At 72.7% G+C, this 14381-nt stretch carries 18 protein-coding genes; 8 read left to right on the top strand and 10 right to left on the bottom strand.

Translation table 11 applies throughout. The features are described from left to right. Positions 1 to 158: 158 nt before the first annotated feature. Positions 159 to 500 (top strand): hypothetical protein, encoded by a 342-nt coding sequence (locus tag LO762_RS27685; RefSeq protein ID WP_230619042.1) that lies wholly within the window; start codon positions 159 to 161, stop codon positions 498 to 500. Then, positions 497 to 877 (top strand): hypothetical protein, encoded by a 381-nt coding sequence (locus tag LO762_RS27680; protein ID WP_230619039.1) that lies wholly within the window; start codon positions 497 to 499, stop codon positions 875 to 877. The genes LO762_RS27685 and LO762_RS27680 overlap by 4 nt, the downstream gene beginning before the upstream one ends. 211 nt (positions 878 to 1088) lie before the next feature. Here LO762_RS27680 and LO762_RS27675 read toward each other — a convergent pair whose 3' ends face one another. The 7 genes from LO762_RS27675 to LO762_RS27645 all read right to left on the bottom strand — a co-directional run bounded on the left by LO762_RS27675 (position 1089) and on the right by LO762_RS27645 (position 6116). Then, entirely contained in the window at positions 1089 to 1751 is a 663-nt protein-coding gene (locus LO762_RS27675) for a GntR family transcriptional regulator (protein ID WP_230619037.1), read from the bottom strand. 76 nt (positions 1752 to 1827) lie between these two features. Further along, complete coding sequence (locus tag LO762_RS27670; RefSeq protein WP_230619035.1) at positions 1828 to 2823, bottom strand: isopenicillin N synthase family oxygenase; 996 nt, start codon at positions 2821 to 2823, stop codon at positions 1828 to 1830. A gap of 24 nt (positions 2824 to 2847) precedes the next feature. Then, entirely contained in the window at positions 2848 to 3696 is an 849-nt protein-coding gene (locus tag LO762_RS27665) for an ABC transporter permease (RefSeq protein WP_230619033.1), read from the bottom strand. A gap of 6 nt (positions 3697 to 3702) precedes the next feature. Then, on the bottom strand, positions 3703 to 4485 hold the full coding sequence (locus tag LO762_RS27660; protein WP_230619032.1) for an ABC transporter ATP-binding protein: 783 nt from the start codon (positions 4483 to 4485) through the stop codon (positions 3703 to 3705). A 338-nt stretch (positions 4486 to 4823) separates the two neighbouring features. Then, a complete protein-coding gene (locus tag LO762_RS27655) occupies positions 4824 to 5036 on the bottom strand; it encodes a hypothetical protein (protein WP_230619031.1) in 213 nt (70 codons plus the stop codon). 106 nt (positions 5037 to 5142) lie between these two features. Continuing rightward, the gene (locus LO762_RS27650; RefSeq protein ID WP_308104705.1) at positions 5143 to 5742 is read right to left on the bottom strand and encodes a permease prefix domain 1-containing protein; all 600 of its coding nucleotides are present in this window, start codon (positions 5740 to 5742) and stop codon (positions 5143 to 5145) included. A gap of 44 nt (positions 5743 to 5786) precedes the next feature. Continuing rightward, complete coding sequence (locus LO762_RS27645; protein ID WP_230619028.1) at positions 5787 to 6116, bottom strand: helix-turn-helix transcriptional regulator; 330 nt, start codon at positions 6114 to 6116, stop codon at positions 5787 to 5789. 104 nt (positions 6117 to 6220) lie between these two features. Here LO762_RS27645 and LO762_RS27640 point away from each other — a divergent pair, with 104 nt between their 5' ends. The 3 genes from LO762_RS27640 (at position 6221) to LO762_RS27630 (ending at position 8603) form a co-directional block, all read left to right on the top strand. After that, a complete protein-coding gene (locus LO762_RS27640) occupies positions 6221 to 6664 on the top strand; it encodes a hypothetical protein (protein ID WP_230619026.1) in 444 nt (147 codons plus the stop codon). A gap of 110 nt (positions 6665 to 6774) precedes the next feature. Beyond that, positions 6775 to 7941 carry a sensor histidine kinase gene (locus tag LO762_RS27635; RefSeq protein ID WP_230619024.1) on the top strand — a complete coding sequence of 389 codons (1167 nt, stop codon included), beginning with the start codon at positions 6775 to 6777 and terminating at the stop codon, positions 7939 to 7941. Further along, positions 7938 to 8603, top strand: a complete 666-nt coding sequence (locus tag LO762_RS27630; protein WP_308104669.1) for a response regulator transcription factor — start codon at positions 7938 to 7940, stop codon at positions 8601 to 8603. Before LO762_RS27635 ends, LO762_RS27630 begins: the two co-directional genes overlap by 4 nt. Positions 8604 to 8608: 5 nt before the next feature. Here the strand turns inward: LO762_RS27630 and LO762_RS27625 are convergent, their stop codons facing one another. Further along, positions 8609 to 9013, bottom strand: a complete 405-nt coding sequence (locus LO762_RS27625; protein ID WP_230619022.1) for a TraR/DksA family transcriptional regulator — start codon at positions 9011 to 9013, stop codon at positions 8609 to 8611. 137 nt (positions 9014 to 9150) lie between these two features. Here LO762_RS27625 and LO762_RS27620 point away from each other — a divergent pair, with 137 nt between their 5' ends. Together LO762_RS27620 and LO762_RS27615 are read left to right on the top strand one after the other, a co-directional pair. After that, a complete protein-coding gene (locus LO762_RS27620; protein ID WP_308104667.1) occupies positions 9151 to 10005 on the top strand; it encodes an aldo/keto reductase in 855 nt (284 codons plus the stop codon). Positions 10006 to 10063: 58 nt separating this feature from the next. Continuing rightward, positions 10064 to 10519 (top strand): peroxiredoxin, encoded by a 456-nt coding sequence (locus tag LO762_RS27615; RefSeq protein WP_230619020.1) that lies wholly within the window; start codon positions 10064 to 10066, stop codon positions 10517 to 10519. A 175-nt stretch (positions 10520 to 10694) separates the two neighbouring features. Here the strand turns inward: LO762_RS27615 and LO762_RS27610 are convergent, their stop codons facing one another. Then, positions 10695 to 12563: a hypothetical protein gene (locus LO762_RS27610; protein WP_230619018.1), complete on the bottom strand. Its 1869-nt coding sequence runs from the start codon at positions 12561 to 12563 to the stop codon at positions 10695 to 10697. A 102-nt stretch (positions 12564 to 12665) separates the two neighbouring features. Next, entirely contained in the window at positions 12666 to 13370 is a 705-nt protein-coding gene (locus tag LO762_RS27605; RefSeq protein WP_230619017.1) for a hypothetical protein, read from the bottom strand. Between the two features lie 180 nt (positions 13371 to 13550). Between LO762_RS27605 and LO762_RS27600 the strand changes: the two genes are divergently transcribed. After that, positions 13551 to 14372 (top strand): ABC transporter ATP-binding protein, encoded by an 822-nt coding sequence (locus LO762_RS27600; RefSeq protein ID WP_230619016.1) that lies wholly within the window; start codon positions 13551 to 13553, stop codon positions 14370 to 14372. Positions 14373 to 14381: the final 9 nt, after the last annotated feature.

Raw genomic sequence — 14381 nt, 5'->3', positions numbered from 1 at the left:
CGGCGAACCGGAGCTGCGTGACGAGGGCGCGACGCTGACCGGAATGTTCGGATTCGGGGCTGGGTGAGGAGAGTGCGGTGGGGAGGGGGTGGGTGAGGGCATTCGCCGGGTGTGCCGCGCTCGCGGGGGTTCTGGTGTTCGGTGCGGGGTGTTTTCTGGTGCCGATTGATGAGGGGGAGGACGTGGGGGTGTCCTTCTCGGTGCTCAACGAGTGGGACAGGCCGGTCCTCCTCGTGGTGGAGGACACGGACGGGAGGCTGGAACTCGGCCCGATCCGTCCCGGTCCGCGGAGCGCGATGCTCGCCGACGGCTGTCGCGGCCACCGCTCCGCACTGCGGACCGCTGGCGGCGCCCTCGTCGCCGAGGCGTACGGCCTTCTCTGCCCGGCCTCCGTCTGGGTCATCGACCCCGACGGCACCACCCACCTGGACCGTCCGGCCGGAGAGACCCGAGGGGCGCGCGTGGGAGCCGGGTCCACCTCGAACGGAGAAAGGCGGTGAGCGGCGTGTGGGAAAGCTGGCGAAAGGTGTGGGGGCCGCTTTCGGGGGCCTGGCTGGTCGGCGGCTGTGTGCTGCCCTACAACAGTGTTCCCGCGCCGGAGGAGTACTTCCAGGTGCGCAACGGCATGGACAGGCTGGTCGTGGTGATGGTGGACGAGGGAGACGGGCGACGTCCTTTCCGCCTCCTGAGGGTCCACGCCAAGTCGGAAAAGCGCCTGCTCACCTCCTGCAGAGGCGTGCGGGTCTTCCTCGTCGATGCCGAGAGCGAAGAAAGGCTGGCGCAGATCGACGGCCCGGCCTGCCCGGGCGACCTCTGGATCATCGAACCGAACGGTACCAACCGCCTGGAAAAGATCCCGCCGGACGAGGAACGGTGATGTCGCGTCAGTTCGGAGAAGGCTTCGGGGGGGAGGGTGGTGTCGGGTCGGGGTTGGGGGGTGCCGTTGCCGGTGGTGGTGTTCGGGGTGGTGGTGATTTCCTGGTCGGTCGTGGTGAACGTCGTGGTGTTGGTGTTGGGGAATCGGGCGGGTTATTCGGAGGAGTAGGTGGGTGGTCGGTTTGAGGTGGTCAACCGGTCGGCGGAGGGGGTTAGGGGTGGGTTGTCAGCCAGCGTTTCATTCGGGTGGTGAGGGCGGCTACGTGGGCGGCGGCGGTGGTCTGGGCGGCGGTGGGGTCGCCGGCGTCCAGGGCGGTGAGGATGGCTCGGTGTTCGGCGAGGGCGTGTTCGCGGTTGCGTTGCACGGACCAGAGGCCGGAGCGGTAGAGGTGGGCGCGGGCGTCGAGGCGGTGGAGGGCGTCGCGGAGGGCGGCGTTGCCGGAGGCGGCGCGGATCGCTGTGTGGAACTCCAGGTCGAGGGCGGCCTCGGTGTGCGGGTCGGGCTCGCGGGACAGGAGGTCGGCCTGCCGCTCGATGATCGCGGCGAGCCCGGCGAGGCCCGCGTCGTCGATCTTGAGGGTGGCCTCGCGGGCGGCGAGGCCGTCGAGGACCTCCCGCACCTGCATCACGTCGAAGATCGACTCCTCGTCGATCACCGCGACCTTCGCGCCCGCGTACGGGGTGTGCACGGCGATCCCGTCGTAGATGAGCCGCTGCACCGACTCGCGGACGGGGCTGCGGCTGACGTCCAGCTCCGCCGCCAGCGCCGGGACGCTCAGCGGCGTGCCCGGTGGCAGCTCGCCCGAGAAGATCCGCTCGGTGAGCCGGTGATAGACGGTGTCGACGAGCAGCTCGCCGTTGTCGCTACTGCCCATGGTCCTTCCTCCGCGCCGTGACGGCCCGGCCGGGCCGTCACGGCGTCCGTGCGGGCCGGGCGGCCCCTGCCGTCCCTCAGGCTTTGCGCTCATCGTAGTTGGCCGTGACGCGCTGCCTCAGGTACTCCGCCGCGGTGATCGGCGCGTACTTGCCGCCGGGGCTCTCGATGAGGGCGTCCCGGTTGGCCTGCGCGAAGAACGGGATGCTGAAGCGCGGCCCGGTGTACTCCCCGGCGACGGGCATCCGCACCCGGTGGAAGTTCGACATGAGCTGGTCGTCGGACCAGCGCATGAGCATGTCGCCGATGTTGCAGGTGATCGCCTCCGACGACGGCGGCACCGGCGTCCACTCCTGCGCGTCGGCGTCCCGGCCGGGGCAGACCTGGAGGCCGCCCTGTCCGTCGCGCTGGAACAGCAGGGTGAGGCAGTCGAAGTCGGTGTGCGCGCCGGCCCGCCACACCGCCGGGTCGGGCTCGTAGTCGTCGGGCAGCGCGAAGTAGTGGATGAGCCGGAGCGTCGACTGGTAGTCCGCGCCGGCGGGGTCGTGGGCGCGGGCGAAGAAACCGGTGTCGAAGCCGAGCCGGTCGGCGAAGCAGGACAGGACCCGCATGGCGACGTCCCAGCAGCGCGCCTCGAAGTCCAGCATGAACTCCTGGAAGCCCGGAAGGTCCGTCTTGTCCGGCCAGAGGGAAGCCATGTGCGGACGGGTGATCTGGTAGGACTCCTTGCGGTCCGGCGTCCCGATCGACGGCCGCACCTGGGTGAGCGACTCCCAGCCCGCGTTGTGCTCCTTGACCAGCGGGACCTTCCCCTTGACGTGCTCGGGCAGCGCGAAGAACCGCGCGGCCTCCGCGAACGCGCGGTCGACGAGCGCCGGGTCGATGCCGTGGCCGGTGATCTGGAAGAAGCCGATCTCGGTGGCGGCCCGCCACAGCGCGTCGGTGATCTCGGCCTTGCGGGCGTCGAAGTCGGTGAGGTCGATGACCGGGATCTGCCGGTCGGTCGTCTCGACCCCGAGCCCGCCCATCCGGGCCTCCTTGTTGAGCTCGGCGAGTGAGTAGTCGGTGGTCATGCTCCTGCTTTCGTTGTCGTGGCGTCAGCGGGCGCCGGAGGAGTGCCACCGTCCGACCGCGAGCCGCGAGGTGAGCGCGAACAGCGAGAAGACGGCGACGCCGAAGAGGGAGGCGAGGAAGATGGCGGCGACGAGGTCGTGCGAGCGCAGCGTCGCCTGGTAGGCGGCCAGCAGCGTGCCGATGCCCGGCTCGCCCTGGGCGAAGAACATGTCGCCGATGATCGCCCCGACGACGGCCTGCCCGGACGCGATCCGCAGGCCGGTCAGGATCGACGGGAGCGCGGCGGGCAGTTCCAGGCTGAGGAGCCTGCGCGGCCCCGACGCCCGGCCGAGCGTGAACAGCTCGTGCAGGCTCCGGTCGATGGAGCGCATCCCGAAGTGGGTGTTGGTGATGATCGGGAACAGCGCGATGATCACGCAGACGACGGTGCGGGAGAACGAGCCGTAGCCGAACCAGATGCCGATGAGCGGCACCAGGGCGAGCACGGGTACGACCTGGAGCATCACCGCGTAGGGGAACACCACCTGCTCGACCACGCGGGACCGGCTCATGAGGATGCCCGCGAGGACGCCGATCAGGGTGGCGACGGTGAGGCCGAGCGCGGTGATCCGCGCCGTCACGGCGAGCGCCTCCAGCATCGGCCTGACGTGTTCGGGGTCGAGGAGCGCCCTGGTCAGCACCTCGTGGGCGGGCGGTAGCAGGAACCGGCGGTCCGGGGTCAGGAGCGCGTAGCTGACGAAGTACCAGGCGGCCAGGCCCAGCACGATCGACAGGGAGGGCACGAAGGCGCGGCGCGCCCAGGCGGCGCGTGGCCGCTTCGCGGACGTGGCTTCGGGGGCCGTCTTCACGGCGGGGAGCGTGGTGCTCGCCATGGCCGCTCACCCCCGCCCGTGCAGGAGCGCGGACACCTCGGACACCCGCGCGACGAACCGCGGGTCGAACCGGATCGCCGCGTCCCTGTCGCGCGGCAGGCCGACCTCGACGACGCCGCTGATCCGGCCGGGCCGCGCCGACATCACCACCACCCGGTCCGCGAGGTAGACCGCCTCGGACACGGAGTGGGTGACGAGCATCGCGGTGAACTCCGCGCGGCGGTGCAGCTCCAGCAGCTGGGACTGCATCTCGTCCCTGGTGAGCTCGTCGAGCGCGCCGAACGGCTCGTCCAGGAGCATCACCTCCGGTTCCAGGGCGAGGGCGCGGGCGAGCGAGACCCGCATCCGCATCCCTCCGGACAGCGCCCTGGGGAGCTGCTTGGCGAACGCCGTCAGGCCGACGGCCTCCACCGCCGCGTCCACACGCCGCTCCCGCTCGTCCTTCGGCAGCTTGGCGAGCTGCGTGAGCAGCGCGACGTTCTTGCGGACCGAGCGCCACGGAAGCAGCGTCGGATCCTGGAAGATGAACGCCGCCGACGAGGTGCCGAGCGCCACCGACCCGGCGGTGGGCCGCTCCAGGCCCGCCGCGAGCCGCAGCAGCGTCGACTTGCCGCAGCCGGACGGCCCGACGATCGCGACGAACTCGCCGCGCGCGACGCTCAGCGTGACGTCCTCCAGCGCGGTGGTGCCCGTGGCGTAGCGCATGCGCACGCGGTCCACGGAGATCTGCTGCCCGTGCAGCAGATGCCCGGCGTCCACGCCCTGCATCGTGTCGATCAGTGCCCTCACCGCATCCAGCTCCTTCCGGTGTGCTTCCCGGACTCGGTATGTCCCAGTCTGGGGGATTACATGTAGATCCTTGGAAGCCCCGCGCGGTAAACATCGTGTTTCCAACCCCTCTCCATGCCGACAAGCTGCATCTTTGCTACCTAAGCCGCGAACGTCACAAACCGCCCAGCATCCCGAACTCCACCAAAACACCGCGTTCTAGACGCTTCTCCGGCCTTGATTGAATGTAATCATGCGCCTCTGACATTTTCCGCGGGCGCCAGACCGCCACCGGCACCACCACCGCCCGACCGCGCCGGACGCGGGCCCGCACCGACCGCCGCGGGCCCGCGCCGGGTTCAGCGCTCGTCCTCGTCCGGCAGGTCCTCCAGCCGTCCCGCGAGGTCGAGCAGCTTGACCACGAGGACGGCGGACAGGACGGCGATGACCGTCCAGACGGCCAGCGGCCACCAGCGCGCGCCCGGCGGCGCCACCGCGAGGATCACGCCGAGGCCGACCAGCAGGGCGGCGACTTGAAGGCTCGCGGCACGGCGCAGGTCCCGGGGGGTCATGGGGTCTCCTCGCATCAGGGGGTGGGTCCGGAGATCGTTGCATTCCGGACACCCGCCGAGCCCCGTCGGCGGGGAACCGTGACGGAGCCGGATCTCGGCGCGCGGCCTAGGACGCGAGGCGGAGGCAGGCGCGGCAGGCGCGGGCGGACGCCGCGACCGCGCCGTGGCCCGCGAGCGCCGTCGTGACGGCGAGGGCGAGCAACGGACCGTCGATTCCGCGCAGTGCGGCGAGGCAGGAGGCGGCGGTGCCCAGGGCGAGGGCGACGGACGCCGCGGTGCCCGTCCAGGCCATCGCCCTGGGGAGGGCGCCCGGCGCCGGGAGACGGCGCGCGAGGCCGCCCGTCGCGGCGAGCACGGCGACGGCCAGGAGCGCAGCCCCGGCGGCCACGGCGGCGAACGGCAGCGCGAGCAGCCGCGCGGCCGTGCCCTCCCACAGCGGCGCCCAGCAGGCCAGCGGCACCGGGACGGCCAGCGCGACGGCCCACGCGGTGTGCCGGGCCTGCGCGACGGTCAGCTCGCGCTGGCAGGCCGCCGCGACCTCGGCGACCGGCCCGAACCGCCGCACCGCCTCCCGCTCCGCGTCCCGGACGGCCCACCCCTCCTCGGCCAGCTCCGCGACGGCCTCCTCCAGACCGCCCTGGATCTCTTCCACCAACCGCGCTCGCACACGTTGCGGCCCGTGCAACGCGCTCTCAAGCTCCCGCACGTACTCGCCCACGGTCGAGCTGGGCGCGTCGGCCCTGGGGAGGGTCACGGCGTGGGGAAGGGGTTGAGGACGGAGCCGATGGCGAGGGTGAACTCCCGCCAGGCGGTGCGTTCGTCGGTGAGGGCGCGGCGGCCCGCGTCGGTGAGGGCGTAGCGGCGGCGGCGCCGCTCGCCGGTGGCCTCCCAGGAGCTGCGCAGCAGGCCGAGCCGCTCCAGCCGGTTGAGCGCCGGATAGACCGTGCCCTTGCGCAGCTCCAGGGCGCCGCCGCTGCGCTCCTCGACGGCCGTGATGATCGCGTAGCCGTGCAGCGGGCCGCCTTCGAGCGCGGCGAGCAGCAGGGCGTCCAGATGCCCCCGGACGGAATCCGCCTTCATGGATAGGCAGCCTACCTAACCGGACGGTCGCGTGATAGACAGTCAGGCAGCCAACCTATTGGTAGCCGATCGATCGGCTGCCGTACCCCTCGGAGGAGCTCCCGGTGACCAAGGTCCTGCTTTCCGCGCACGTCATCGCCGCGATCCTGGCGATCGGCCCCGTCGCCGTCGCCGCCTCCCTGTTCCCCCGGTACGCGAAGGAGGCTGCCGGAGGCGGCGGCACGGACGGGACCGCGGCCTTCCTGCACCGGATCTGCCGCGTCTACACGGTCGTCGGTGTCGCCGTCCCCGCCTTCGGCTTCGCCACCGCGCAGGCCATGGGCGTGCTCACCGACACCTGGCTCCTTGTGTCGATCGCCCTGACGGCCGTCGCGGGCGCCCTCCTCCTGTTCGCCGTCCTTCCGGCTCAGCGCCGTCTCCTCGCCGAGCCCGCTCAGGCCCCATCCGTTGCGGCCCGCCTTGGCATGGTGACGGGTGTGTTCAACCTGCTCTGGGCCGTCGTTGTGGTCCTGATGATCGTCCGGCCGGGGTCGACCACGGGCGCCTAGCTCCGAGCGACCCGGCCGGGTCGTCCTTGCGACGGGAACGGGGCCTACTTAAGTACGGCGTTCGCCTTGCGTGATCCCGCGCGCCCGGCAGCCCGCATACATTGCAGGTCATGGGCCATGTCCGCCGGACCCGCCGCGAGTGGGCCATCGATCTCGGGCTCGTCGCCCTGGCCGCCCTGGTCACCCTGCAGATCGCCGCGGAGCTCCCGCTGCCCGGCGATCCGGGCCCGGTCGCCAGGAACGCCGAGTACGCCGCCGCCGCGCTCGGCTGCGCGGCGCTGCTCCTGCGTCGGCGCTGGCCCGCCCCGCTCGCGATCGTGCTGATGCTCGCCGCGAGCCAGGCCCACTACCTGCTCGCCCCGGTCGTCGTCGCGGTGTACACCGCGGCGGCCACCGCGCGCGCACGGGCCGTCGTGTGGGTCGCGGTCGTGGCCGTCGCGCCCGTCCCCGCCGTCCTGCTGCGGCTGCCGGACTACACGGAGGAGAGGCTCAGTAGCGCGCTGACCTACCTGGCCGCCGTCGTCGCCGCGTTCGGGTGGGGGCTGTTCCGCAGGTCGCGCGTGCAGCTCCTGGCGTCGCTGCGGGAGCGCGCGGAACTCGCCGAGGCGCGCGCCGAACTGCGCGCGGAGGGCGCGCGCCGTGAAGCGCGCGAGGAGATAGCCCGCGAGATGCACGACGTGCTCGGGCACCGCCTCTCCCTGCTCAGCGTGTACGCGGGTGCGCTGGAGTTCAACGCAGGGGCCTCGCATGAGGAGGTCGCGCGCGCAGCCGGGCTCATCCGGGAGAACGCAAGGCTCGCCCTGTCAGACCTCCACGAGGTCATCGGGTTGCTACGCGCCGACCCGGACGAGGCCGACCGCCCCCAACCCGACCTGTCCGACCTGGCCCGGCTCGTCGGGGAGGCCCGCGCGGCGGGCGCGGAGATCCGCCTGGAGGGCCCGCCCAACGACGCCGTGCCACCACCGGCCATTGGACGGGCCGCCTACCGGATCGTCCAGGAGGCCCTCACGAACGCGCGTAAGCACGCCCCGGACGAGCCCGTCACCGTGGCCGTCGAAGGAGGGCCGGGAGAGGGGCTCACCGTCCGGGTGAGTAATCCGCTGCCGGAAGGCTGGACGCCGCCAGACGACGACGGGCACGGCCTGCTCGGTCTCGCCGAGCGTGCCAAGCTCGCCGGGGGCCGCCTCACGGCAGGCCCGGCGGGAGACGCCTTCCGGGTGTCGGCGCGCCTCCCGTGGCCCGTCGGCAAGGACGCCGATGAGAGGGTGGACGGGTGATCCGCGTCCTGCTCGTCGACGACGACCCCCTGGTGCGGGCGGGCCTGCGCCTCATGCTGGGCGGCGCGCCCGACATCGACGTCGTCGGGGAGGCCGCCGACGGCGCGGAGGTGCCCGCGCTGGTCGCCGCGCACGCCCCCGACCTCGTGCTCATGGACATCCGTATGCCGGTCGTAGACGGCCTCGCCGCTACGAAGGCGTTGCGTGCCCGTCCGGGCGCGCCGGAGGTGCTCGTCCTCACCACGTTCCACACCGACGCGCACGTGCTCCGCGCGCTGCGGGCCGGGGCGGCGGGCTACCTCCTGAAGGACACGCCGCCCGCCGACCTCGTCGCCGCCATCCGCGCCGTCGCCGAGGGCGACCCGGTGCTGTCCCCGGCCGTCACCAGGCGGCTCATGCGGCATGTCGCGGGCGGCCCCGGCCGGGACGACAGGGCGGCCGCCGCGCGGGCCCGCCTCGCCCGGCTGGGCGACCGCGAGCGCGAGGTGGCACGGGCCGTGGGACGCGGCCTGTCGAACGCCGAGATCGCCCGTGAGATGCACCTGGCGCTGTCCACGGTCAAGACCCACGTCTCGCAGATCCTGACCCGCCTCGACCTCAACAACCGCGTCCAGATAGCCCTGCTCGTCCACGACGCCGACTCCTCCGACGACACCCCCTGACCGCGTCAGCGCCGCGGACGGGCGGCGCAGGGAAGGCACAGCCGCGTGGTCGGCCGGGCCTGGAGCCGGGCCGGAGGGATCGCGTCCCCGCAGCTCTCACACGTCCAGAAGGCTCCGGTCCGTAGCCTCTCGGCCGCCTGGTCGAGCGCGTCGAGGTCCGCGCGGGCCCGGCTGAGGGACGCGTCGAGCTGCGCGCGCTCCCAGGCGACGGTGGCGCCCTCGGGGTCGTGCTCGTCGTCGATGTTGCTCTGCTCCGCGGAGGCCACCAGCTCGTCCCACAGCCGCGTCAGCGACGCGATCAGGGTGACGGTCTCGCGTCTGGCCCGCGCGACCTGGGCGACGGCTCCGCGCCTGACGTCCTCGGGCACCGCCTCGGCGCCGCCGGGCTCCTGATCAGGCGCATCGTCCATACCGCGCATAACGTCGCCCCTAGAGCGGCGATTCCCCTACGCCCGGCGCCGGACCGGTCACCCCTGGGACCCGGCGTGGTGGGCGACGGGGTACGCCTGATGTAATCGATCAAGGGTAACGACGAGGGGGTGCCGCCGTGACGTCGCTGTTGAACCCGTCAGGCACGTTCAGGATCGCGGGCAAGGAGGTGCGCCGCCTCGGATTCGGGGCGATGCGGATCACCGGGCCCGGCGTCTGGGGCGAGCCGCAGGACCGCGCGGAGGCCGTCCGGGTCGTCCGCCTCGCCGTCGAGTTGGGCGTCGACCTCATAGACACGGCCGACTCCTACGGGCCGTACGTCAGCGAGGAGATCATCCGCGAGGCCCTGCACCCGTACATGGACAACATCCTCATCGCGACGAAGGCCGGATTCGTCCGGACGGGCCCGGGGGAGTGGCACGTCCTGGGCGACCCGAACTACCTACGCCAGCAGGTCGAACTGAGCCTCCGCAGGCTCGGCCTGGAGCGGATCGAGCTGTTCCAGCTCCACCGGATCGACCCCAGGTTCCCCGTGGCCGACCAGGTCGGGGTGCTGCGCGACATGGTGGTCGAGGGCAAGATCGGCGCTATCGGCCTGTCCGAGGTGACGGTCGAGCAGGTCGTCGAGGCGCGCCGCACCGCCGACATCGCGACCGTGCAGAACCGCTACAACCTCACAGACAGAGGCTCGGCTGACGTACTGGAGTACTGCGAGGCCCAGGGCATCGGCTTCATCCCGTGGTACCCGATCGCCGCGGGCGAGCTGGCGGGCCCGGACAGCCCGCTGCTGACCGTCGCGGAGTCCACCGGCGCCACCCCCGCCCAGATCTCCCTGGCGTGGCTCCTGGCGCGCTCCCCGGTCATCCTGCCGATCCCCGGCACGTCCTCCACCACCCACCTGGAGGAGAACATGGCGTCCGTCTCGGTCACCCTGACCCCCGACCAGGTCGCCAACCTCACCGCCCTTGCCTGACCGCCCGGAAGACCGGGCCGGTCTGGTCGGCGCGGACGGGGCGCGCTAGCGTGACGGGATGAAGATCGGTGAAGTGGTGCCGGATTTTACGGCGCCGGATGAGACGGGGACCCCGCGCACGCTGGGCGGACTGCTCGCCGACGGGCCTGTGGTCCTGTTCTTCTACCCGGCGGCCTTCACGCCGGGCTGCACGGCGGAGGCGTGCCACTTCCGCGACATCGTCGGCGAGTTCAAGGCGCTCGGCGCGAGCCCCGTCGGCATCAGCGGCGACAGCGTCGAGCGGCAGGCGGAGTTCAGCGGCAAGTACGACCTGGGCTACCCGCTGCTCGCCGACCCGGACGGCGAGGTCCGCCGGTTGTTCGGCGTCGCCCGCAACATCGCGCTCGCGCCGACCAAGCGGATCACGTTCGTCATCGACACCGACCGGACCGTGCTCGAGGTCGTGAAGAGCGAGCTGCGCATGAACGTGCACGCCGACCGCGCGCTCGCCGCGCTCCGCCAGCGCGGCGCCTGACCAGCCGGAACGCCCCCAGTTCGCCGCAGGGCCCCGCGCACACCCTCAGGCGCTCCGAGTTGCGCCGGGCACTTCCCGGCGCCGCTGGGCGGCGCTGAGCGCCTCCTGGGGCGACCCGGGCGGGCCCGCCGAGAACCCGCACGCGGCGCGCCGCCCGGCCGGAACCGACCCCGGCTCAGGCCGTCTGGGGCCAGCTGCTCAGGTCGCGGAACCGCTGCTCGGGCAGGAGGCGCAGGCCGCTCGCGGCGGCCGCCGGGTCGCCGAGGAACCTGTCCATGTCGAAGCGCCGGGACTCCGCGACGGTCAGCACCCCGCACAGCAGCGCGCCCTGCACGTGGACCAGGATGAACGGGCCGATCTGCGCGAACGCGTCACCGGCGGCCTGGAGCTCGACGGCGAGCGCGTGCAGGGCGTCGCGGCGCGGGTCGGCGGCGGTGCCGCGCAGGCCGTCGAGCAGCGCCACGAAGTCGCGCCGCAGCCGCGCCGGGTTCTTGCCCGCGAGGTAGTACTGGGTGCGCCAGGGCGACTCGCCCGCCGGGACCTGCATCCGGACCCGCAGGTCGACGGCGTCCACCAGGTTCTCGTAGGACTTCGACAGCAGCTCGTGCGAGAGCGGGCGCGCCCCCACGAGGCCGCCCCTGACCGTCGTCGGCTCCTGGTCGCCCGCCGCGCGCTGGCCCGCGATGTGGTCCTCGACGGCGTCCAGCGCCTGGGCGAGGTCGCGGTAGCGCTCCAGGTCCCTGTCGCGTTCGGCGTCCAGCTCGTCGAGCCGGTCCAGGGCGAGGTCGGTCCTTCCGCGCAGGGCGACGAGCTCCGTGCGGATCACCTCCAGGGCGGCCGGGTCGTCCAGCTCCTCCAGGCGGCGGGGCAGCTCGGGGAGGCGTTCCGGCCTCGCGACCCGCTCACGCAGGTCGGCCACCGCCTCGTCCAGCCGCTCGGCCTGCTCGGCGCGCGTCAGCCGCAGCTCCGACAGCGCGTCCGCGAGCCGCACCGTGTGCTCGTCGCTCGCGGCCCGCAGCTCCGCCAGCTCGGCGGCCAGCTCCCGCACCGCCGTGTCGTTCCGTGGCCCGGCCGCCAGCTCCTCGATCCGCGCCTCCGCCGCCTCGTCGGCCTGCCGAGCCCGCGCGACGGCCTCCGCCAGCCGCTCCCCGTCCTCCCGCACCACCCGAGCCAACTCCCCGACCGTCTCCTCAGCCCCCCGCACAACCCCCGCAAGGTCGTCCACTCGCGCGTCCGCCGCCTGCACCGTCTCGGCGAGGGTCTCGACGTGCACGGCAGCCGCGCGCGCGTCTTCCGCGAGCCCGTCCACCCGCGCGTCGGCCGCTTGCACGGTCTCGGCGAGGGTTTCGACGTGGGCGGTGGTGGCGCGGGTGTCTTCGGTGAGGGTTTCCAGGCGGGCGTCGGTGGCGCGGAGCGCGTCGGTCAGGCCGTTGAGGCGGAGGGTGGCGATGCGGATGGTCTCGGCGAGTTCGCCGACGCGCTGGTCGGTGGCGCGGCGGGCGTCGTCGAGGGCGGTCTCCAGGGCGGCGCCCTGGCGGGCGTGCTCGGCGGTGACGGTGTCGGCGAGCGCGTTCTGGTCGGCGGCGACGCGGCGGGCCTCGGCGAGCGCGGCCTGTGCCTCGGCGCGCAGCTCGGTGAGGGTCGCCTCGTGGTGGGCCAGGGCCGCGTCGATCTTCGCGCCCTGCCCTCGGCGGACCTCGGCGACGGACGTCTCCAGGCGGCTGGTCTGCTCCTCGACCCTCGTCATGTACCCGGCGAGCTCGTCGTAGCGGCGCAGGGCCGAGACGAGGTCCTCCTGGGTCTGGGCGAGCTCCGTGGTGCGCTTGGTGAGCCGGGCGAGGTCGGCGGCGTCCGGGCGCCCGGCGAGGTCCGCGCGGAGCGTGTCGAGCGCCTCGAGGGCCTCGCGCAGCCGTTCGGAGGCGCGCTCGGTCGACTCCCGCTGGGCGGTGCGTTCGGCCGTCTCGCGTCTGGTCCGGCCGAAGGCCAGGTAGAGCTCGGCACCGGCGACCGCCAGGCACGCGACGACCAAGAACACCACCAGCATGGCACTCCTCTAACGGGGCTTGGGTATCCCTTGACGATAAGCCCTGAAATGCCCCTCTGGCAGGGGGTTTCGGATGTGTCGGGAGAGATTTCCGACAACGGGTCAGGCGGCGGCTCCGTCGAGCGCCCCGGCGGCCCGCGCCGACCGCGCCGGACGGGATGTGAGACAGCACGTTCCGCACGCCTCCGTCTCCGGCAGGGTGACCCACAGACAGCAGGTTCTGCGCCGTGGCGGGTCGAGTTCCATGAGGTCGCGGACGGGCCGTCCGGCGAGTGCCAAGAGCTCGGCGGGGTCGGCGGGCGGTAGCAGGTGCGCGTAGGCGGTGACGGGCCGGGTGAGGGATTCGGCCACCGAACCCCACAGGTTTCGGCGGCCCGCACGGGCCACCTCCGCGAGCGCGTCTATGAGCGGCCCGTGCAGGGTGGAGAGGAGCCCCGCCAAGTCCGTCGTGGTACCGACGTCGGAGGCCGTTCCGATACGCATGTGCGGTTCTTCCTCGCCGAGGTCGCGCACGCGGAGCGTGTCGGGGGTGAACGCCGGAAACATCCCGGTGAGCGACCAGGAGAGCGCGATCGGTACGGTCGTCCAGTACGCATAGCCCTTCCACCACAGTGTCGCGCCGACGTGGCGGGGGGCGTTCCAGCGCGCTGAGTGCCGGGTCACCATCGCGTCGAGGGTGTCGCGGTGGGTGGTGGCGAGTTGGGTGACGGTGGTGCCTCCGGTCTCGCGAAGGCCGGGCGCCGTGCCGGGCAGGTCGCCGGACGCGGCGAGTGTCCCCAGAAGGGACAGCAGTGGCTGAAGCGTCATGGGGGTCTCCGAGGACTTAGGTGAGGCTAACCTAAGTTAGCATGCCTGCGGACGCTGAGTCATCACGTCTCCCGCCTCGCCGAAGGTCTTACCTCCTCGCTATGCTCGTGGCTGAGGCAAGGCTTGCCTAAGTGACATCCGCTCGTCCCGGGCGGCCGACGGGACGCGGAAGGTACGCCGATGACCAAGACGACGACACGGCTGCGCGCCGAAGGGCTGCGCCTCGCGTACGACGGCCGGATCGTCGTGGACGGGCTCGACCTGGAGATCCCCGACGGCAAGGTCACCGCCGTCATCGGTCCCAACGGCTGCGGCAAGTCCACCACCCTGCGCGCGCTGGGCAGGCTGCTGAAGCCGCGCGCCGGAAGCGTCATCCTCGACGGCGAGCTCATCGAGAGGCTGCCCACCCGCGACGTCGCCCGCACCATCGGCGTGCTGCCGCAGTCGCCCATCGCGCCCGGCGGCCTCACCGTCGCCGAACTCGCCGCGCGCGGCAGGCATCCGCACCAGAGCTGGTACCGGCCGTGGTCGCAGGCCGACGAGGACGCCGTCACCGCCGCCCTCGCCCGCACCGAACTGCTCGACCTACGCGAACGCCAGGTGGACGAGTTGTCGGGCGGCCAGCGGCAGCGCGCCTGGATCGCGATGGTCCTCGCCCAGGGCACCGACCTGCTGCTGCTCGACGAACCCACCACGTTCCTCGACCTGGCGCACCAGATCGACGTGCTCGACCTCGTCCGCGAGCTCAACGACGACGGTCACACCGTCGTCATGGTGCTGCACGACCTGAACCTCGCCGCCCGCTACGCCCACCACCTCGTCGCGATGCGTGACGGCGCCCTGGCCGCGCAGGGCGAGCCGGCCGAGGTGCTCACCGCCGATCTTGTCCGCGACGTGTTCGGCCTCGAGGCGCAGATCATCAGCGACCCGTCCTCGGGCACCCCGCTCGTCATCCCGCTGAGCCGCCTGCGCACGCCGCGCCCCGTGGCCGAGACGGGCTGAGACGAGACG

Origin of the sequence: Actinocorallia sp. API 0066 (assembly GCF_020991275.1) — a bacterium.
In the GTDB taxonomy this organism is placed as follows: domain Bacteria; phylum Actinomycetota; class Actinomycetes; order Streptosporangiales; family Streptosporangiaceae; genus Actinocorallia.
This window is presented reverse-complemented; position numbering and strand designations above follow the sequence as displayed.